This window comes from Streptacidiphilus albus JL83 (assembly GCF_000744705.1).
Taxonomy (GTDB): Bacteria; Actinomycetota; Actinomycetes; order Streptomycetales; family Streptomycetaceae; genus Streptacidiphilus; species Streptacidiphilus albus.
Window position 1 is genome coordinate 5,492,748 of record NZ_JQML01000001.1, and the last position, 20,591, is coordinate 5,513,338.

Genomic DNA, 20,591 nt, shown 5'->3' on the forward strand with positions numbered 1-20,591 from the left:
AAATTGCCCAGTACGGCCTGGCGAGCGATCGGCAGCAGCTGCTCCGCACGACGCAGATCTGCCGGTCGTTCGGCGGGCCGTATGCGCGCCCGCCGCCGGGCCCCAGGGAAGGAACGCCCCCTTTGGCCGCTGTGACCGCCCCCGCCCCCGGACCGGCGAGCCCGCAGCGTGTCCCCACCCGGCGCACCACCGAGCTCGGCCTGGTCCTGCTCGCCGTCCTGATCGCGGCCTTCGGCTACGCGGACGTGGGCTGTGCCATCGACGGCCGGGTGCCCGCCGACACAGCCCGGTACGGGATCGGTCTGGGCGTGCTGGCGCTGCTCGCCCACGCTGCGGTGCGTTGGCGGGCCCGCTACGCCGACCCGCTGCTGCTGCCGCTGGCGGTGCTGCTGAACGGGCTCGGACTGGTGGTGATCTACCGGCTCGACCGGGCGACCGCGACCGCCTCCGCCCCCTCGCAGCTGGTCTGGTCGGCGATCGGGGTGGTGCTGTTCATCGGGGTGGTGCTGTTCCTCCGGGACTACCGGGTGCTCCAGCGCTACGCCTATGTCTTCGCCTTCTGCGCCATCGTCCTCATGGTCATCCCGGCCTTCCTGCCCGCCGTCTACGGCGCCAAGATCTGGATCAAGGTCGGGCCGCTCTCCTTCCAGCCAGGCGAGGTCGCCAAGATCGCACTGGCCGTCTTCTTCGCCGCCTACCTGGCCGCCAACCGCGACGCGCTGGCGCTGACCGGCCGCCGGATCTGGGTGGTCGAACTGCCGCGCGGCCGCGACCTCGGGCCGATCCTGGTGATCTGGCTGCTCAGCTCGGGGGTGCTGTTCCTGGAGCAGGACCTCGGCACCTGCCTGATCTTCTTCGGCATGTTCGTGATGATGCTCTACGTCGCCACCGGGCGGACCGGCTGGATCGCGGTCGGCCTGGTCCTGGTCGGCCTGGCGGTCGCGGTCGTCGGCCTGTTCGAGCCGCATGTGCACAGCCGCTTCGTGGACTGGCTGCACCCGCTGGCCTCGATCGAGGCGGGACAGGGGGCCGGTCAGCTGGCCCAGTCGCTGTTCGCCTTCGCGGCCGGCGGGCTGCTCGGCACCGGCCTCGGCCAGGGCCACTCCTACCTGATCGGCTTCGCGGTGAAGTCCGACTGGATCCTCGCCACCTTCGGGGAGGAGCTGGGCCTGGTCGGACTGGCGGCCCTGCTGCTGGTCTACGCGGTCCTGGTGGTGCGCGGCTACCGCAGCGGCATCATGCTGCAGGACCCCTTCGGGCGACTGCTGTCGATCGGACTCGCCTCGCTGCTGGCACTCCAGGTGTTCGTGGTCGCCGCAGGCGTCACCGACCTCATCCCGCTGACCGGGATGACCATGCCCTTCCTGGCCCAGGGCGGGTCCTCGCTGGTGACCAACTGGATCCTGGTCGCCCTGCTGATCCGCACCAGCCATGCCGCCCGACGGCCGGCTCTGCCGCCGGTCCCGCCCCCGCCGCCGGCCCCGCCGATCCGACCGGCCCGGCCGTCGCAGCCTCCAGAGCCCGAGCAATCCCACCAGGAACCTCAGAAATCGCAGCAATCACAAGAACCCCATTCGTCATCCGAGCCCCGGACATCCCCGGAGGACGACGGCGGCGAGCAGACCCAGGCGGTGCCGAAGGTATGAGTCCGTTCGGTCGTGGCAGCCGCAGGGAGAGCCGGGACGCCTCCGTCGCAGGCGCGGTGCGCCTCTCGCTGAGCCGTACCGCACGCCGGGCCGGGCTGTTCTGCCTGCTGCTGATTCTGCTGCTGCTGATCAACTGCAGCCGGGTCCAGGTCGTCCGGTCGAAGGGCTACGACGACAACCCCGCCAACCAGCGCGCGACCCTGGCCCGCTACGCCCAGCCGCGCGGGGACATCCTGGTCGGCGGCCGGGCGGTGACCGGCTCCAGGGCCACCGGCGGGACCTTCGACTACGTCCGCACCTACACCGCAGGGCCGCTCTACGCGCCGGTCACCGGCTTCTCCTCGCAGACCTACGGCAACACCCTGCTGGAGGGCGTCGAGGACGGCGTCCTCTCCGGCACGGACAGCCGACTCGCGGGCTTTGCGCTGCTCAACGCCATCACCCGGGACCCGGTGCCCGGCGGCAAGGTGCTGACCACCATCAACGCCAAGGCGCAGCAGGCCGCCTTCGCCGGCCTCGGCGGCAAGCGCGGCGCGGTCGCGGCGATCGAACCGGCGACCGGCCGGATCCTCGCGCTCGCCAGCACCCCCTCGTTCGACCCCGGCAGCATCGCCGGCACCGGTTCGGCGACGGTCGCCGCCTGGAGTGCGCTGAACGCCCGGGCGACCCAGCCGATGCTCAACCGGGCGCTGCGGCAGACCTATCCGCCGGGCTCCACCTTCAAGATCGTCACAGCCTCGGCGGCGCTCACCGACGGCGTCGTCGACGGCATCGACACCCCGACCGACAGCCCCGACCCGTACACCCCCTCCGACACCACCACCCCGATCACCAACGAGAGCGCCGCCGACGCCTGCCAGAACGCCACCCTGAGGTACGCCATGCAGGTCTCCTGCAACACCGTCTTCGCCAAGCTCGGCGACGATGTCGGCGAGGCCGGAATGGTGCGGATGGCACAGGCCTTCGGCTTCAACCAGAGCGCGCAGACCATTCCGGTCGGGGTGGTGCCGAGCGTCTTCGACACCTCGATGACCGGCCAGGCGTTCCTGGCGCTCTCCTCGATCGGCCAGTACAACACCGCGGCCACGCCGTTGCAGATGGCCGAGGTCGGTGCGGCGGTGGCGGACAACGGCACGCTGATGCAGCCGCAGCTGGTCGCCTCGGTGACCCGCTCGGACGGCAGGCAGGTGCAGGGGTTCACCCCGAGGACCTTCGGGCAGCCGATCAGCCCGACCGTCGCCGCCGAGCTCCAGCAGATGATGGTGAACGTGGTGACCAACGGCACCGGCACCAACGCGGCCATCCCCGGCGCGGTGGTCGGCGGCAAGACCGGCACCGCCCAGAACGGCGTCAACAACAGCGGAACGCCCTACGCCTGGTTCGTCGCCTACGCCAAACCCAGTCCCACGGCCGCCTCGCCGGTCGCGGTCGCGGTGGTGATCGAGGACAGCAACGCCACCCGCGCCGACGTCAGCGGCGGCGGCCTGGCCGCGCCCGTCGCCCGCGCCGTGATGCAGGCGGTCCTCAACGGCTGAACCGACCCGAACGCACCCGCCGACCGGAGGTGTACGCGGGGCCGACCATCGGCGAAGGTAGTGCCATGCCGAAGATCGCAGTCGTGGGCAGCCTCAACCTGGACCTGGTGGTACCGGTCCCGCACCACCCCCGGCCGGGGGAGACCGTGCTGGGCGGTGCCCTGGCCGAGCACCCGGGCGGCAAGGGCGCCAACCAGGCGGTCGCGGCGGCGCGGCTCGGAGCCCAGGTCGCGATGGTGGGGATGGTCGGTGCGGACGCGGTCGGCGGGCGGCTGCGGGCAGCGCTGGCCGCGGAGCGGGTCGATGTGGAGCGGGTGCTGGTGGCCGAGGGATCGGCCAGCGGACAGGCGCTGGTGGCGGTGAACACCGCCTCCGGCGAGAACTCGATCATCGTCAGCCCCGGCGCCAACGGCGCGCTCACGCCCGAGCACTGCGCGGCGGCGGGGGCGCTGCTCCGCGACGCCCAGGTCACCCTGCTCCAGCAGGAGGTCCCGGCCGCGACCGTGGAGGCGGCGGCCCGGCTGGCCGGCGGCCTGGTGCTGCTCAACCCCGCGCCCGCGCGGGAGCTGCCGCGCGGACTGCTGGAGATGGTCGACGTACTGGTGCCCAACCGCAGGGAACTGGCCGCCCTGGTCGGGAGCCCGCTGCCGGACCTGCACGCCGTCGCCGACGCGGCCCGCACCCTCGGCGGACCGGCGGCCGTGGTGGTCACCCTGGGCGCGGACGGCGCACTGCTGTGCGCCGAGGGCGCCGTGCACGTCGTCCCGCCGCTGCCGGTCGAGGCGGTGGACACCACCGCCGCCGGCGACGCCTTCTGCGGCGCGCTGGCCTGCGCACTGGCCGAGGGCCGAGCGCTGCACGAGGCGGTCCGGCTGGCCAACGCGGCGGCCGCGCTGGCGACCACCCGGGCCGGGGCCCAGCCGTCGCTGCCGACCCGGGACGAGGTCGAGGCGCTGCTGGGGCACCCGTTCTGACGGCCCTGCGTCCGGCCCGACCGATCCGTCCGGTGTCGGGCCGCTGACGCGTCGTAACGCCGGACGGTCGGGCGGACTAAGCTCGATCCGTCATGGACGGAGCCCTCCGGCGCGCGGTCGAGCGTGCCCTCGCCCGCACGGGCGACATCGCGAAACTGATCCGCAAGGCCGGGTGGGCCGCCCCCGACCAGCGGGTCTTCCTGCTCCCCTCGCTGTCCTCGCCCCGGTTGCGCTACGGCCTGGCGGTGCTCTGCGCCGGCTGCGTGGTCCTGCTCACCGAATCGGCCGACAACCAGCTCAACGAACTCGTCCCCGGCAGCCTCGCCTGGGCCCTCGCCGGACTCCAGGTGCTGCCGCTGCTGCTGGCCGCGACCCGGCCGCTGGCCGCCTGGCGGATCTGCGCCATCGGACTCACCCTCACCACCTTCGCCGAGGTCGGCCACGCCCCGACGCCGTTCTGGCCCTGGCCGGTCAGCGGCTGCATCGCCTATGTGGTCCTGCTCTTCGTCACCGCGCAGGTCTACGGCCGGGACGTGGCCGTCGGCGTGGACCTGCTCACGGCGGCGGCGGTGCTGCTCCCGGCCGTGCTGCTGGTCGGACTGCCGCCGGTGGTGCTGGCCGTCGCCGCCGTCGTCGCCACGCTGGTCCTGGTGCTCGGCGAGTCCATCCACTCCCGGCGCGAGGCCGAGCGGCACCTGGTCCGGGCCGAGGAGCAGCGCCGGGCCGGGCTGGCCCGGCAGGCCGTGCTGGAGGAGCGCTCGCGGATCGCCCGGGAGCTGCACGACGTCGTCGCGCACCATATGTCGATGATCGCCATCCAGGCCGAGGCCGCGCCGTACAAGGAGCCCGGCCTGCCCGAGCAGACGCTGCGGACCTTCGGCGCGATCCGGGAGGCGTCCACCACCGCGCTGACCGAGATGCGCCGCGTCATCGGGCTGCTGCGGGAGGACGACGAGAACGCCGAGCGCGCCCCGCAGCCGGGCATCGACCGGATCCCGGAGATGGTCCGCGCCGCCCGGCAGGCGGGGATGCAGGTCGACCTCACGCTCACGGCCGGGCCGGAGCGCCCGCCGGCCGTCGTCGACGTGTCGGTGTACCGGATCGTCCAGGAGGCGCTCAGCAACGCCGGGCGCCATGCGCCCGGAGCGCGGGTGGAGATCGAGATCCTGCGCACCCAGGACACGGTCCGGGTCCATGTCGCCGACGACGGCCGCACCAGCGGCGAGCCCGCCCCCGGCGGCCACGGCGGCCACGGCCTGACCGGGATGCGCGAGCGGGCCGCGATGCTCGGCGGCACGCTGCGGGCGCACCCGCGCGAGCACGGGGGCTTCGAGGTGAGCGCCGAACTGCCGCTGGACGGCGTACCCGAGCAACGCCGGGGAGACCACTTCCGGGCTGACGGCGAAGAGAACTGACGGGGGCACAGAAGACCATGGCTGACACCATCCGGGTCCTGCTGGTGGACGACCAGGAGATGGTCCGGGACGGGTTGGGCGCGCTGCTGTCCTCCGCTCCCGACATCGAGCTCGTCGGCGAGGCCGGTGACGGGCTGCTGGCCGTCCAGCTCGCGGCGGAGCTGCGTCCCGACGTCGTGGTGATGGACATCCGGATGCCCGGCATGGACGGGCTCACCGCCACCGCCCGGATCCTCGGCGAGCGCGGCAGCGGTGGCGGCAGTGGCAGTGGCAGTGGCGGCGGGCGCGCGGACGGCCGCAGCCCCGGGCCGCGCGTCCTCATCCTCACCACCTTCGACCTGGACGAGTACGTCTACGAGGCGCTGGCGCGCGGGGCCAGCGGCTTCCTGCTCAAGGACGCGCCGGCCCGGGACCTGATCAACGCGGTCCGGGTGATCGCCTCCGGCGAGGCCCTGCTCGCCCCCTCGGTCACCCGCCGGCTGATCGACGACGTCGCCCGCCGCCGCCGCTCCGGCAACCTCCGCCCGGAGGCCGCCGCGACGCTCACCGCCCGCGAGCTCGACGTGCTCCGGCAGGTCGCCCGGGGGCTGTCCAACGGCGAGATCGCCGAGGAGCTGTTCCTCTCCGAGCAGACGATCAAGACCCATGTCGGCCGGATACTGGCCAAACTGGAACTGCGGGACCGGACCCAGGCCGTGGTCTTCGCCTATGAGAACGGTCTGGTCGGCGGACTGGGCGAGACGGTCTGAGCCGGCGCCCCGCCGGCGGCCCCGAGCGGGGGGCGAGGCGGGGCCGTTCGGGGCCTTTGCGGGACCAGTCGGGTGCCATCCTGCAGGGGGATGTCCGCCCCACCCTCCAGCGTGACGACGAAATCGACAAGGCCTTCCTAAGGTTGGCATGGTGACGACGAATCATGCCCAGGAACCGGCCCGGCTGAGCTCCGCCATCACCGCCGCCGCCCGCCGCCTCGTCCCACGCCCCGACGATCCACGCCCCGACGGCCCTCGCCCCGAGGCCCCGCGCTGCGACGGCCGGGACCCCGGTCCACGCCGACTGCCGTGGGTCCTCGGCTGCCTGGCCTCGGCGGTCTGGGGCGGGATCTTCCCGCTGCTGTCCGACCTGGTCCCGCAGCGCCACTGGGGGTTCATCGCCACCGGCGGATACCTGCTGGCCGCCGGGATCGCCGCGTTCGCCCCGCGCCGCCGTGCCCCCGCCCTCGCCGTGGCCGTCGCCCTGGCCGGCGCGGTGGTGCTGCCGCTGGCGATCATGATGGCCAACGGTCAGGCCCAGTCCGAGGTCTACGTCGTCCAGAACTCGGCCACCCAGCTGCTGCACACCGGGAGCCCCTACCTGCCGACCGCGCACCGGGTGATCCAGTACAACCCGTACCTTCCGGCGATGGCGCTGTTCGGGCTGCCCCGCGCGCTGCTCGGGACCCAGGGCGCGCTGCCGCAGATCCTCGGCGACGCCCGGCTCTGGTTCCTGCTCGCCTTCCTCGGCTGCCTGGCCGCGACCTGGCGGCTGCTGCGGACCTCGGGACCCGCGCGCGGGTGGCTCGCGCTGGCCGCGGTCACCGCCTCGCCGTTGGTGGCGCTCCCGGCCTCGGTCAGCGGAGTGGACCTGCCGCTGATCGGCTGCTGCCTGCTCGGCCTGGCCTGCGCCGGACAGGGGCGGCTGTACCGGGCCGCCCTCTTCATCGCCCTGGCCTGCGCGCTGAAGTGGACCGCCTGGCCCGCCGTACCGGTCGCGCTGCTGCTGGTCCACCAGCGGTACGGACGCCGCCCGGCGCTGCGCTGCCTCGCGCTGACGCTGGCCGCCTCGGCGCTGCTGATCGTCCCGTGCGTGCTGGCCACCCCGGCGGCGGTGCTGGAGCAGGTGGTCCGCTTCCCGCTCGGGCTCTCCAGGCTGCGCACCCCGGCGAACAGCCCGCTCCCCGGCCACCTACTCGCCGAACTGGGCCCGGACGGCCGGGTCGCCTCGCTGGTGCTGCTGGGCGCGGGCGGTGCGGCCGTCGCGCTGTGGCTGCTGCTCCGCCCGCCGCTCACGGTCACCCAGGCGGCGGACCGGCTGGCCACCGGGGTCGCCGTCGCCTTCCTGCTGGCCCCGGCCGGCCGCTTCGGCTACCTGGAGCTCCCGATCCTGCTGGCGCTCTGGCCCCGGCTGGCCCTCGGCCGCGGCACCCCCGCAGCGGCCGAACCGGCCCCGGCCCCGCAGCCGGAGCGCCGGGCCGCGCCCGCGCCAGTGACGGCGGAGGCCCGGTTCGTGGCTGCCGAGACGCTGATGCGGCCGCTGTTCCAGCGGGCGGCAGCGGCAGCGGGGGCGGTGGCGGCGGACGCCGCGGTGGAGGCGGCGGTGGAGGCCGCAGTGGCGGAGGCGGCCGTGGAGGCGGCGGTGGACGCCGCCCTCGCCGCCGACCCGGCCCGGACCGGCTGAGCCGACCCGGCGCACCCGCCGCCCCGGGAATACTTTCCTGGGAAGGTAAGTTGCAGCAGGCAGCACCCGCCGATCCGTGAGCCCTCCGAGGAGCCCGTGATGTCCGTCCGCCGCCTCAACCACGCCGTCCTCTACATCCGCGACGTCGCCCGATCCGTCGAGTTCTACACCGACGTCCTCGGCTTCGAGATCGCCGCCGAGCGCGCCGGCCGGGCCGCCTTCCTGCGCGCCGCCGGCACGCTCAACGACCACGACCTGGGCCTGTTCGCGATCGGCGACCAGGCCGCCGGACCGGTCCCCGGGGAGGTCGGGCTCTACCACCTCGCCTGGGAGGCCGGGACGCTCGGCGAGCTGGCCGAGATAGGGGAGAAGCTCCGCCGGCGCGGCTCGCTGGTCGGCGCCAGCGACCACGGCGTCAGCAAGTCCTTCTACGCCAAGGACCCCGACGGCATCGAGTTCGAGGTGATGTGGCGGGTCCCGCGCGCGGAGTGGCCGACCGACGGCGGCGGGGTCGAGCGGCTCGACCTCGACGCCGCGCTCGCCCGCTGGGGCGCCGACCTGGCCACTGGGGCCGCGGCCGGCTCCGCCACCTGAGCGGAGCCGGGGCGCCCGGCTAGTGGTCGGCCTGCAGCAGCTGCTCGACCACGTAGCCGGCGGTGCCTGCTCCGCTGGAGCCGCCCTGCACCATCGACGCGACCGCGATCCGGTCGTCGAAGGCGGTGAACCAGCCGTTGGTGCTGTTGCTGTTGCCCACCTGCGCGGTGCCGGTCTTGCCGCCGGCGCCCGGGATGCCGCTGAGGCGCGGCGAGGCCGTGCCGATGCCGCTGGTCGCGTCGAAGTACATCATGTCCCGCAGCTCCTGGGCGGTCTGCCGGTTCATCGGGGTGGCGGCCCCGGGGGTGGAGAGCCCGGGCAGGATCACCGGCTGGTGGAACGCGCCCTCCTTGACGGTGGCCGCGACCGAGGCCATGTCCAACGGGCTCATCGTCACCTGGCCCTGGCCGATCAGGTCGGCCGCGTTGTTCGAGCCGGTCGGGTCGGTCGGGACCTCTGCGGAGCTGGTCGGGATGGAGCCGCCGATGTTCCACGATCCCAGCCCGAAGACCTGGGTGGCCTCGGTGCTCAGGTCGGTGGCGTCGGTACCGTGGTGCACCAGGTCGTTGTAGCCGTCGGTGATGAAGGCGGTATTGCAGGACTCGGCGAAGGACCATTCGACGGTGGCCTTCAGGTTCTGCGGCACATCGCTCTCATTGGTGAACGTCTGCTCGTTCGCCACCTGGGACAGCGGGCACGGGGCCGGGCTCTGCGGGTTCAGGCCGGCCATGTCGAACAGCGCCGCCGAGGTGATGATCTTCATCGTCGAGCCGGGCGGGCTGGCGTAGTTGAGCGCCATGTCGCCGTTGGAGCCGGTGTTGGCATTGGCCACCGCCAGGATGTGTCCGGTCGCCGGGTCCAGTACCACCACCGAGGTCGGCAGGCCGTGCAGCACCGGGTTCAGCACCGCCTGCTCGGCCACCGCCTGCAGCCGGGCATCGATCGTGGTCTTCACCGTCATGCCCGGGGGCGCGGTGAACGTCTTGGCGATGCTCTGCGGGCTGCCGTCGACGCTCAGCACCTCCACCCCGCTGCCGCCGGAAGCGCCGCTGCTCCCGGAGGCGGAGCCGCCCGTGCCGAGGACGCTGATGATGCCCGCCAGCGAGGGGTACTTCGCCGCCGTCAGCGGGCTGCCGTCGGCGGCCAGCACGGTCGCGGTCGAGCCCGCGCCGGAGCCGGTCACCGTGACCGGACCGGCCGCCAGGGTCTCACCGGCGGTCAGGCCGGAGTAGAGCACCGAGTTGGACCAGTCGATCGAGGCCAGCCCGCCATTGTTCTGGATCACGTTCAGCGAGCCCGGGTAGGTCCAGGTCCCGCCCGCGACCTTGGCGGTGACCGTGAAGTCCACCACTGTCGCGCCCGGGTCGGAGGTCGAGGGCCCGGCGGCGGTGATCCGGCTGAAGGAGACCGACGAGAGCTTCAGCCCGGACCGGTAGCCGGTCAGGTCGGACTGGGCGGTGGTGGGCGCGTTGGTGGAGTTCGACGCCACCGCGTAGTCGGCGGGGCCGGCCTGCCAGTTGCCCAGGAACGCCTGCGCGACCTTGACCGCCTGGGCCGCCGCCGGGGGCGCGGTGGCCTGCGCCTGGGCAGCCGGCCCGGCGCCGCCGCCCCCGCTGCCGCCGCCCGAGGTGCTGGTCAGCCCGTGGATGATGTTGTAGGCGCCCAGGCCACCCAGGCCGAGCAGGCCCAAACAGCACGTTCCTATGACTCCCGCTTTGGCCCCGCGATTCATGTGCTCCCCCTGTGTAGGACCTTGTCAGCCGATGGTAAGTGTGCATCCCGTGATTTCGGGCGCGGGTCCCGGGACTGGTGCGGAGATTGTGACCAGCAATCCGGATCCATCGGGCAAGTCGGATGCCGTGCCGAAAGCCGGTCGACTCCGGCAGGCGCCCCGATCGGCCCCGCCGCCATGACGAATCCCCACAGCGCCGACCGGCTGGAGCTGAGCCGGGCCCTGTGGGACGGGCGGGCGGCCGTGCACGCCCGGAGCGCGTGCTGCGCCGTGCCCGGCTTCGTCGCGGGGCCACCGCCATCGGGCTGGACTTCTCGGCCACGGCGGCGGCCACGGCCACGGCGGCGGCCGCCGCGCGCGAGCCGGCGCGCCCGGTCGGGGTCGGGGACGCGCGCCTCTTCACCGCCGACGTCGTCGCCGCGGCGCCGGTCGCGCCCCGCTCCGGGCCGGTCGGAGCGGTGCACCGGCTCCCGCAGGGGCAGCCGCGCGTCCCGATGATCTACTCGGTCCGCGCCGCCAGGCCTGCCCCCGCAGGCTGGGAGCCGTGCCTCAGATCCAGGTGTTCCACCACATCCGGGCCTGCCACTGGGCGTAGGAAGTGATCTCGGCGGTGTAGATCGGCAGGAAGTAGGCGAAGCAGGCCATGATCGAGACGACCAGCGTCCCGGCGGCGACCCCGCCCCACAGCCTTCGTTCCCGCGAGGCCGTCGCCCGGCCCAGCATTCCGCCGATCATCAGGGCGAGGGCCAGGCAGAGGAAGGGCTCGAAGTCGATGGAGTAGAAGATGAAGATGGTCCGCTGCTGCCACTGGAACCAGGGCAGGTAGCCGGCCGCGATGCCGCAGACGATCGCCGCCGCGCGCCAGTCCCGCAGCATGATCCAGCGGTAGAGGGCGTAGACGATCGCGAAGCAGGCCGCCCACCAGAGCAGCGGGGTTCCTATCGCCAGCACCTCGCTGGAGCACTGGGCCGCGCCGCCGCACTGCGAGGGCTTGAGGTTGTTCGGGTAGTAGAAGGACACCGGCCGCCCGTTGACCAGCCAGCTCCACGGGTTGGACATGTAGGTGTGCGGGGTGGTCAGCGTGGTGTTGAAGTTCCAGATCTCCGAGTGGTAGTGCCACAGGCTGCGCAGCCGTGCGGGCACCCAGCTCATGTCCACCTGCGGCAGCGGGATCGGGCCCCAGTTGGCGGCGGAGAGCCCGGCGCGGTGCTCGGCCCAGTGCCGGTCGTAGCCGCCGCTGGTGAACAGCCAGCCGGACCAGGACGCCAGGTAGGTGAAGAAGCCGACGACCACGGTGGACAGGAACGCGAACGGCACGTCGTGCTTCAGCGCGGTCCAGTACGGGTGGCGGGCGCCGGCCGTCTTGCGCGCGGCGGCGTCCCAGAGCACCGACATGATCGCGAAGGCGGCGAGGAAGTCGAGCCCGTTCCACTTGGTCGCGCAGCACAGCCCCAGGCACACCCCGGCCAGCAGCCGGAACGGGCGCCAGCCCAGCCGCGCCGCGGTCGCCAGTTCGTTGTCGGGCGCGGCGTTCGGGTGGTCGACGGTCGCGCCGACGGCGTCGGCGAGCCTGGCCCGGCTGCGGTCCCGGTCGATCAGCAGCAGACCGAAGGCGCTGAGCGCCCAGAACATCACCATCTGGTCGAGCAGGCCGGTGCGGCTCATCACCAGGTGCATGCCGTCGACGGCCATCATCAGACCGGCGACGCAGCCGAGCAGCGTCGAGCGGAACAGTCGGCGGCCGATCCGGGCGAGCATCAGCACGGCGAGGGTGCCGAGGACGGCCACGCTGAAGCGCCAGCCGAAAGGCGTCAGCCCGAAGATCATCTCGCCGATGCCGATCACCCACTTGCCGGCCGGCGGGTGCGCGATGAACTCGGGGCCGGTCGGTTTGGGGATGACCTGGTGGCTCTGCAGGATCAACTGGTTGGCGTTGTCCGGCCAGTTCACCTCGTAGCCGTAGTGCCACAGGGCCCAGGAGTCCTTGGCGTAGTACGTCTCGTCGAAGATGATGTCGTGCGGCGTGCTGAGGTGGGTGAAGATCAGGATGCCGCTGAAGAGCATCAGCGCCAGCGGGCCCAGCCAGCCGGACCAGCGGCACAGCCAGGTCCACAGCCGCTCCGGGAACCGCAGTCCCAGCCACTCCAGGATCGGCGAGGCGGCCCCCTTGGAGATGCCCCGGCCGTCCGGCATCGGTGGCACCAGGCGGTGGCGCAGGGGGGTACGGCTCCGTGCCTCGTAGCCCAGTCTGCCCAGCCGCCGCTGCCATGCGCTCAGCGGCCAGGCCGCGCGGGGGCTTGCCCCCGCCGGACCGTCCGGGGAGCCGCCCGCCGGGCCGTCCTCCGACGGAATTCCGGTCAGCGTCGACCCGCCGTGCAACTCGTCGTCGTTGGGCGCAGTCCCTGTCGCCTCGTTACCGCTCACGCGTGCATCGTAGGGGTGAACCCTGTATGCGGTACCAGTACCTCGCCAGACTGGGAGGATAAGCAGGTGACAGGTCTACTCATTCTTGCAGGAACCCCCATCGGCGACGTCGGGGACGCACCCCCGCGACTCGCCGCCGAACTCGCCGCCGCCGACGTCGTGGCGGCCGAGGACACCCGGCGGATGTGGCGCCTGGCCAATGCCCTGGGCGTCGCCCCGGGCGGGCGGGTCGTCTCCTACTTCGAGGGCAACGAGGTCGGCCGGACACCCGAGCTGGTCGAGGCGTTGCTGGGCGGGGCCCGGGTACTGCTGGTGACCGACGCCGGGATGCCGTCCGTCTCCGACCCCGGCTACCGGCTGGTCGCGGCGGCGGTGGAGCGCGGCATCCGGATCACCGCGGTGCCCGGCCCCTCGGCCGTGCTGACCGCGCTGGCGCTGTCCGGGCTGCCGGTGGACCGGTTCTGCTTCGAGGGCTTCCTGCCGCGCAAGGGCGGCGAGCGCTCCTCGCGGCTGCGCGAGCTGGCGGCCGAGCCGCGGACCATGGTCTTCTTCGAGTCCCCGCACCGGATCGAGGACTCACTGGCTGCCATGGCCGAGGCCTTCGGCGCGGCCCGGCCCGCAGCGGTCTGCCGGGAGCTGACCAAGACCTACGAGGAGGTCAAGCGCGGTCCGCTGGCCGAGCTGGCGGCCTGGGCGGCGGACGGCGTGCGCGGTGAGATCACCGTCGTCGTCCAGGGCGCGCCGCCGGCCGATCCGGGCGCACTGGACCCGGCCGAGCTGGCCCGCCGGGTCGCGGTGCGCGAGGACGCGGGGGAGCGGCGCAAGGAGGCCATCGCCGCCGTGGCGGCCGACACCGGCGTGCCCAAGCGCGAGGTGTTCGACGCCGTGGTGGCCGCCAAGAACGAGGCGAAGGCCGGGGCGGGCGCCGCGAAGGTGGTCGAGTAGCCGGCCCCCGCGGCGCCCCCGCGCCGCGCCGCGCGCCGACGGGCGCACGCGCGGCGCACGTCACTGAGAAATGCATAAAAAGCTTCCCAAGAAATACCCTCGCCCGGGTAGCGCGATTACCATGAAAGGCACAACTCTCGTCCAAGAATGCTCCGGGACCGAATCCGGAAGCGTTGGAGGGGGGATGCTCGGGGGTGAGCGAGAAATTCCCGCTCGGGTACCACGGGAGACCGGCATGAGCGAATACCTCGGTGACCCAGACCTCACGAGCACGACCGCGACGGCGGTCACGACCCCGGACACGAAGCGGGTCGCCAACTCGACCGTCACCGCGACCGTCCACGAGGCCTATGCCTTCGCCTGCCTCAACTGCGGCTTCGGTTGGGAACAGGCGTACGAGATCGAGCACCGCACCGACCACCAGGGCCAGCCCCTGGTGACGTACCGGGCGAACGGGGTCCCCGTTCCCTCGCCGCTGAGCAGGCCGAGCTGCCCCGGGTGCGGCGGTGCGCATGTGCGCATCCTGCGCGCCGGCCGGGTGTCCGAGGCCGCCGCCTACTGGCACGCCCCGTACCCCGCTCGACCGACGAAGGCCGCCGAGACCGCTCGACCCGCCGAGACCCCCGCCGCCCCGGCCCCGCCTCCGCCGCCGAGGCCCCCGCCGCGACCGCCGACGATGCCGGGACCAGCACGGAGACCGTCGCCGTACAGGCGGCGGCCGACCAGGCCGCGGCCGCGCAGGCCCACCCCCGGGCCAGGGGCCGCAGGCGGATCCATCTCCCGTTCCACTTCCTGCACCGTCGCCGGCACACCACGCCCGAGCCCTGAGCCTCCGGGCCCCGCACCCCGCCCGCCCGGTCCGAAACGGATTCGAGGCAGGCGGGGTGCGGCGGCTAGGATTCGGCACCATGGCGGCCAATTCAGACAGCACCGGGGCGAATGCACGTAGCAGCTACTACGTCACGACGCCGATCTACTACGTGAATGATCGTCCCCACCTCGGCCACGCCTACACGACCGTTGCTGGGGACGTGCTCACCCGCTGGCACCGCCAGCGCGGCGAGAAGGTGTGGTACCTCACAGGCACGGACGAGCACGGTCAGAAGATCATGCGCACCGCGGAGGCCCACGGGGTCAGTCCGCAGCAGTGGGCCGACCAGTTGGTCGAGGAGGCGTGGAAGCCCCTCTGGGAACACCTGGAAATCGCCAACGACGACTTCATCCGCACCACCGAGGACCGGCACACGGCCCGGGTCCAGGAGTTCGTGCAGGATCTGTACGACAAGGGCGAGATCTACCAGGGCGGTTACGAGGGCCCGTACTGCGTCGGCTGCGAGGAGTACAAGACCCCCGCCGACCTGATCGACGGCGAGGGCGAGTACGCCGGGCAGAAGCTCTGCCCCATCCACAAGAAGCCCGTGGAGATGCTGAAGGAGGAGAACTACTTCTTCAAGCTCTCCGCCTACGCCCCGCGACTGCTGGAGCTCTACGCCTCCGACCCCGGCTTCATCCAGCCCGAGTCGGCCCGCAACGAGGTCGTCCGCTTCGTCGAGCAGGGCCTGCAGGACCTGTCGATCTCGCGCTCGACCTTCGACTGGGGCGTGCAGATCCCCTGGGACCCGAAGCACGTCATCTACGTCTGGGTCGACGCACTGCTCAACTACGCCACCGCCGTCGGCTACGGGTCCGACCCGGCCAAGTTCGAGCAGACCTTCCCGGCCGACGTCCACCTGGTCGGCAAGGACATCCTCCGGTTCCACGCGGTCATCTGGCCGGCCATGCTGATGGCGAACGGGCTGCCGCTGCCGAAGAAGATCGCCGCCAACGGCTGGCTGATGGTCGGCGGCGAGAAGATGAGCAAGTCCAACCTGACCGGCATCTCGCCGCAGCAGCTCACCGACCACTTCGGCGTGGACGCGTACCGCTACTACTTCCTGCGCGCGATCCCCTTCGGCACGGACGGCTCCTTCTCCTGGGAGGACTTCTCCGCCCGCTACACCTCGGAGCTGGCCAACGACTTCGGCAACCTCGCCTCGCGCGTGGCCGCCATGGTCGGCAAGTACTTCGACGGCGTGCTCCCGGCCGCCACCGCCGCCGGACCCGCCGAGAAGGAGCTTGCGGACGGCCTGGCCAAGGCGGTCGCCGAGGCCGACGACCGGATCGGCGAGAAGCTCGACTTCGCCGGCGGGATCGCCGCGATCTTCGACTTCGTCAAGCAGGTCAACGGCTACCTCACCACCCAGGAGCCGTGGAAGGTCGCCAAGGACACCTCAGAGGCGGGCCAGGCCCGCCTGGCGACCATCCTCTACGCGGCGGCAGAGTCGCTGCGCGGCATCGCCGTGCTGCTCAACCCGGTCATGCCCCGGGTCTCCGGTCTGCTCTGGGAGTCCCTGGGCGCGGAGCCGGTCCTCGGCGCCCTCGCCGACCAGCAGGTCACCGAGGCGGCCCGCTGGGGGCTGCTGCCCGCCGGGGTGACCGTCACCAAGGGCGACATCCTCTTCCCCCGGCTGGAAGAGAAGAAGCAGGACGTCTGATCCGAGCGGGGGTGCCGGGCACGCTGCACAGCGTGCCCGGCACCCCCGTGTCGGCTTCGCGCCGACCCCGCCGGGCGGAACCGATCCGACGAGGCATCCAACGAGACGTCCGACGAGGCGTCGCACGAGGCGAAGGCGAGTGAGATGGCCCAGTCCAAGAAATCCCAGGCCGACCGCAGTGTCGCCCCGCCGCTGCCGGAGCCGCTGCGGGTCGCCGTGGCCGACTCCCACACCCATCTCGACATGCAGGACGGCACCCCCGAGGCGGGCCTGGCCAAGGCCGCGTCCGTCGGCGTGACCACGGTCGTCCAGGTCGGCTGCGACCTCCCCGGCTCGCGCTGGGCCGCCGACCTCGCGGCCCGGCACGGGAACGTCCACGCCACGGTGTCGCTGCACCCCAACGAGGCACCCCGGATCGTGCTCGGCGACCCGGACGGCTGGAGCGGGCAGAAGCGTGCCCCCGGCGGCCTCTCCGCGCTCGACGAGGCCCTGGCCGAGATCGACGCCCTCGCAGCCCTGCCGCAGGTCAGGGGCGTCGGCGAGACCGGGCTCGACTACTTCAGGACCGGCCCGGAGGGCGTGGAGATCCAGCAGGAGTCCTTCCGCCGGCATATCGCGCTCGCCAAGAAGCACGGCAAGGCCCTGGTCATCCACGACCGCGACGCGCACGAGGACGTGCTGCGGATCCTCCGCGAGGAGGGCGCGCCGGAGCGCACCGTCTTCCACTGCTACTCCGGCGACGCGGAGATGGCGAAGGTCTGCGCCGAGGCGGGCTACTACCTGTCCTTCGCCGGACCGGTCACCTTCCCGGCCAACCAGCACCTGCGGGAGGCCCTCGCGGTCGCGCCGTTGGACCGGGTCCTGATCGAGACCGACGCCCCCTTCCTCACCCCGGCCCCGTACCGGGGACGCCCCAACGCCCCCTATCTGATCCCGGTGACGCTGCGGGCGATGGCGGCCGTCCGGGGCCTGGACGAGGACGCGATGGCCACCGCCCTCGCCGCGAACACGGCCCGCGCCTTCGACTACCCGCTCCCGGCGCAGGACTGAACTCGCCCGGCCCGCGCTGCGGTGCGGGCGGGTGGTGGCGCCAGGGTGCGTGCGGGTGCCGGGTGCCGGGTGCCCAGGGGCCTGGGCGTGCCTGGGGGCCTGAGCGCGGCTGGGGGTGGCTGGGGGTGGCTGGGGTGCCGGAACGGTGAACGACGGTGACCGGGAATCAGGGTGATCGTTAGGACTTCCGCAGGGTCCAAGTCGGTCGGCGGAAGGGTCAGGTTGAACGTCTCAGCAGGAACGCAGCGGGCACTGCCACGCGCACTGGTACTCGCCCTCCTCCTGGGCGGGACGAGCGCGTTCGTCACCCAGGAACAGCAGGTCGGCAGCGGTCCGCAGGACCATCCAGGCGGGGGCGGGCGACCGGGGCACGAGCGGCCGGACCACGGGGCCGACCCGGACTGGGGGCCGCGGCAGTCGACGACCACCGGCACCTGGGGCACCTCCGGCAGCGGCGCGCGCCGAAGCACGCCGGTCGGTACGGTGACGGCGCTCCGCCCGGTCGCGATGACCCGGGCACTCCCGCCGCTGCCCACGCCGCCGGAGCTGGTGGCCCAGGCCGGGAACGACGCCCGGACCGCCGTCACGGACACGGTCGGCAGCAGCGCGGGCGGCGAGGTCACCGCGGTCGCCGGCGCGGCCCGGGTGCTGGTCCCCTTCCCCGTGCTCGTCCCCGCTCCCGCGGCGGCCCCGGCCCCTGCGCAGACCGGCCCCGGAGCCGCGACCGGCAGGGGCACGGGCGCCGGATCGGCCGCCGGTCAGGCCGCCGGACGCCACGCCTCGCACGTCCGCCCGGCGGACTCCGGGCGCTCCGCCCACCGGCGCCCGGGCGAGAGCCGGTCCCATTCGCACCGGCGCTCCGCGTCGGTCACCCTGCACACCACCGGCGGGATGAACTGGTCCGTGCTGGCCCGCTGCGAGGCGGGCGGGAATCCGCACGCGGTCGACCCCAGCGGACGCTACGGCGGCCTCTACCAGTTCGACTCCGGAACCTGGCACAGCCTCGGCGGCCGGGGCCGCCCCCAGGACGCCTCCTCCGGCGAGCAGACCACCCGCGCCCGCGAGCTGTACCAGCGCCGGGGCGCCGCGCCCTGGCCGAGCTGCGGCCCGCGCGCCGGCGGATAGCCGGGCCCGACCAGCATCGACCGTGCCGGCCCCGGATCCGCCTGCCCCGGACCCGCCTGCCCCGGACCCGCCGCCCCCGGACCCGCCGCCCCAGGTGGGGCCGGGCGCGGTGGGGCCGGGGCCGGAACCCGGAGTGTGGAACCGGGCCCGGGGCGGTCGCGCGCGACCGCGTCGCCCGGGCGGGGTGAGTAAGCTTGCGCGGTGAGCACCAGCACTGACGACACCCCGAGCGACAACCTGCCCTCCACGGACGGACCGCTCCTCGGGGCTGCCGACATCCGCAGCATCGCGGAGGCCCTCGGCGTTCGTCCGACCAAGCAGCGCGGGCAGAACTTCGTCATCGACGGCAACACCGTCCGCCGTATCGTCCGCGCCGCCGACGTCACCGCAGCGGATGTCGTGGTCGAGGTCGGCCCCGGTCTGGGCTCGCTCACGCTGGGTCTGCTGGAGGTCGCCGACCGGGTCACCGCGATCGAGATCGACCCGCTGCTCGCCCAGCACCTGCCGACCACCGTCGCCGCCCGGATGCCCGCCCGCGCGGACCGCTTCGCCCTGGTCCTCGGCGACGCCATGGAGGTCACCGAGCTCCCCGGCCCGCCGCCCACCGCGCTGGTCGCCAACCTGCCCTACAACGTCGCCGTACCGGTGCTGCTGCACATGCTGGAGCACTTCCCGACGATCGAGCGCACGCTCGTCATGGTGCAGTCCGAGGTCGCCGACCGGCTCGCCGCCGGACCCGGCAACAAGGTCTACGGAGTGCCCTCGGTCAAGGCCAACTGGTACGCCGAGGTGAAGCGCGCGGGCGCGATCGGCCGCAACGTCTTCTGGCCCGCGCCCAACGTCGACTCCGGCCTGGTGTCGCTGGTCCGCCGTGACCCGCCGGAGACCACGGCCACCCGGCAGGAGGTCTTCGCCGTCGTCGACGCCGCCTTCGCGCAGCGCCGCAAGACCCTCCGCGCCGCGCTGGCCGGCTGGGCTGGCTCCCCGGCCGCCGCCGAGGAGGCGCTGACCACGGCCGGCATCGACTACCGGCTGCGTGGCGAGACCCTGACGGTCGAACAGTTCGCGCGCATCGCCGAGGCGAAGCCCACCGCAGGGACCGCTGCGCAGCCTGCGGCAGAATAAGTCGTCCGCGTCGGTCCGGCGGTCCCACAGCCGGCCCGGCCGCAACCGGATCCACAGCCGGCTGCACAGTCAGACCCACAACCGGACCCACAGCCAAGGGGAGCAGCAGCTCGTGTCGTCGCAGTCTGTCACCGTACGGGTCCCGGCCAAGGTCAACGTCCAACTGGCCGTCGGTGGACGGCGGCCCGACGGATTCCACGGGCTCGCCTCGGTCTTCTTCGCGGTCGGGCTCTACGACCGGGTCACCGTCGCACCCGCCGAGCGGCTGTCGGTCGGCGTCACCGGGACCGACGCCGCCCACGTCCCCGCCGACGGCAGCAACCTCGCCGCCAAGGCCGTCCGGCTGCTCGCGGCGCACCACGGCATCGACTCCTCGGTCCGGCTGGACATCGCCAAGGACATCCCGGTCGCCGGCGGGATGGCCGGCGGCAGCGCCGACGCCGCCGCTGCCCTCGTGGCCTGCGACGCCCTCTGGTCCACCCGGACCAGCCCCGAGGCGCTCGGCCGAATCGCCGCCGAACTCGGCAGCGACGTGCCCTTCGCGCTGCTCGGCGGTGTGGCCCTGGGGGAGGGGCGTGGCGAACTGCTCACCCCCGTGCCCGTCGGCGGCACCTTCCACTGGGTGTTCGCGGTCGCCGACGGTGGACTGTCGACCCCTGCCGTCTACGGCGAGTGCGACCGACTGCGCGGACTCACCACCGGCGCGGCCGAGCACCAGGTCCCCGCCCCGGTCGCCGACCCGGCGCTGCTGGCGGCGCTCCGCGACGGCGACGCGGCGGCCCTCGGCGCCGCGCTCAGCAACGACCTCCAGCCGGCGGCGCTCTCGCTGCGCCCCGCGCTCGCCGCGACGCTGCGTGCGGGCAGTGAGGCGGGCGCCATAGGGTCGCTGGTCTCCGGCTCCGGACCGACCTGCGCCTTCCTGGCCAAGGACCCGCAGTCGGCGCAGACCGTCGCCGACGCCCTGACCGCCTCCGGCACCTGCCGGGAGGTCCGCAGCGCCGAGGGCCCGGTGGGCGGCGCCGCCGTCGTCTGACGGCCGATCCGCCCCGGGCCCGGCCT

Annotated in this window: 14 protein-coding genes and 1 pseudogene; 13 read left to right on the forward strand and 2 right to left on the reverse strand. The window is 73.4% G+C overall.

Translation table 11 applies throughout. From position 1 onward, the window contains the following. Window positions 1–122: 122 nt before the first annotated feature. From BS75_RS24050 to BS75_RS24080, 7 genes are all read left to right on the forward strand, one after another. On the forward strand, window positions 123–1,646 hold the full coding sequence (locus BS75_RS24050) for an FtsW/RodA/SpoVE family cell cycle protein (protein WP_081982548.1): 1,524 nt from the start codon (window positions 123–125) through the stop codon (window positions 1,644–1,646). Beyond that, window positions 1,643–3,181, forward strand: coding sequence for a penicillin-binding transpeptidase domain-containing protein (locus BS75_RS24055; RefSeq protein WP_081982549.1), 1,539 nt, complete (start codon window positions 1,643–1,645; stop codon window positions 3,179–3,181). Before BS75_RS24050 ends, BS75_RS24055 begins: the two co-directional genes overlap by 4 nt. A 65-nt stretch (window positions 3,182–3,246) precedes the next feature. Further along, window positions 3,247–4,155: a ribokinase gene (gene rbsK / locus BS75_RS24060; protein ID WP_034089730.1), complete on the forward strand. Its 909-nt coding sequence runs from the start codon at window positions 3,247–3,249 to the stop codon at window positions 4,153–4,155. Window positions 4,156–4,247: 92 nt separating this feature from the next. Next, window positions 4,248–5,570 (forward strand): sensor histidine kinase, encoded by a 1,323-nt coding sequence (locus tag BS75_RS24065; RefSeq protein WP_052069658.1) that lies wholly within the window; start codon window positions 4,248–4,250, stop codon window positions 5,568–5,570. 17 nt (window positions 5,571–5,587) lie between these two features. Continuing rightward, window positions 5,588–6,319 carry a response regulator gene (locus BS75_RS24070; RefSeq protein ID WP_081982550.1) on the forward strand — a complete coding sequence of 244 codons (732 nt, stop codon included), beginning with the start codon at window positions 5,588–5,590 and terminating at the stop codon, window positions 6,317–6,319. A 151-nt stretch (window positions 6,320–6,470) separates the two neighbouring features. Next, on the forward strand, window positions 6,471–8,003 hold the full coding sequence (locus BS75_RS24075; RefSeq protein WP_231607880.1) for a glycosyltransferase family 87 protein: 1,533 nt from the start codon (window positions 6,471–6,473) through the stop codon (window positions 8,001–8,003). A 99-nt stretch (window positions 8,004–8,102) separates the two neighbouring features. Continuing rightward, window positions 8,103–8,597 (forward strand): VOC family protein, encoded by a 495-nt coding sequence (locus BS75_RS24080; RefSeq protein WP_034089731.1) that lies wholly within the window; start codon window positions 8,103–8,105, stop codon window positions 8,595–8,597. Window positions 8,598–8,616: 19 nt separating this feature from the next. Here the strand turns inward: BS75_RS24080 and BS75_RS24085 are convergent, their stop codons facing one another. Both BS75_RS24085 and BS75_RS24090 read right to left on the reverse strand, forming a co-directional pair. Next, complete coding sequence (locus BS75_RS24085) at window positions 8,617–10,287, reverse strand: penicillin-binding transpeptidase domain-containing protein (protein WP_231607881.1); 1,671 nt, start codon at window positions 10,285–10,287, stop codon at window positions 8,617–8,619. A gap of 591 nt (window positions 10,288–10,878) precedes the next feature. After that, on the reverse strand, window positions 10,879–12,753 hold the full coding sequence (locus tag BS75_RS24090; protein ID WP_231607882.1) for a dolichyl-phosphate-mannose--protein mannosyltransferase: 1,875 nt from the start codon (window positions 12,751–12,753) through the stop codon (window positions 10,879–10,881). 66 nt (window positions 12,754–12,819) lie between these two features. Between BS75_RS24090 and rsmI the strand changes: the two genes are divergently transcribed. The 6 genes and pseudogenes from rsmI (at window position 12,820) to BS75_RS24120 (ending at window position 20,565) form a co-directional block, all read left to right on the forward strand. Next, on the forward strand, window positions 12,820–13,698 hold the full coding sequence (gene rsmI, locus BS75_RS24095) for a 16S rRNA (cytidine(1402)-2'-O)-methyltransferase (RefSeq protein WP_034089733.1): 879 nt from the start codon (window positions 12,820–12,822) through the stop codon (window positions 13,696–13,698). Window positions 13,699–14,606: 908 nt separating this feature from the next. Further along, window positions 14,607–16,232, forward strand: a complete 1,626-nt coding sequence (gene metG / locus BS75_RS24100; RefSeq protein WP_034089734.1) for a methionine--tRNA ligase — start codon at window positions 14,607–14,609, stop codon at window positions 16,230–16,232. A gap of 144 nt (window positions 16,233–16,376) precedes the next feature. Continuing rightward, a complete protein-coding gene (locus BS75_RS24105; RefSeq protein ID WP_034089735.1) occupies window positions 16,377–17,282 on the forward strand; it encodes a TatD family hydrolase in 906 nt (301 codons plus the stop codon). Window positions 17,283–18,170: 888 nt separating this feature from the next. Further along, a pseudogene (locus tag BS75_RS49455) lies at window positions 18,171–18,407 on the forward strand (transglycosylase family protein); the annotation flags it as partial. Between the two features lie 201 nt (window positions 18,408–18,608). Further along, the gene (gene rsmA, locus BS75_RS24115) at window positions 18,609–19,532 is read left to right on the forward strand and encodes a 16S rRNA (adenine(1518)-N(6)/adenine(1519)-N(6))-dimethyltransferase RsmA (protein WP_408022553.1); all 924 of its coding nucleotides are present in this window, start codon (window positions 18,609–18,611) and stop codon (window positions 19,530–19,532) included. Between the two features lie 112 nt (window positions 19,533–19,644). Continuing rightward, on the forward strand, window positions 19,645–20,565 hold the full coding sequence (locus tag BS75_RS24120; protein ID WP_034089737.1) for a 4-(cytidine 5'-diphospho)-2-C-methyl-D-erythritol kinase: 921 nt from the start codon (window positions 19,645–19,647) through the stop codon (window positions 20,563–20,565). Window positions 20,566–20,591 lie beyond the last annotated feature (26 nt).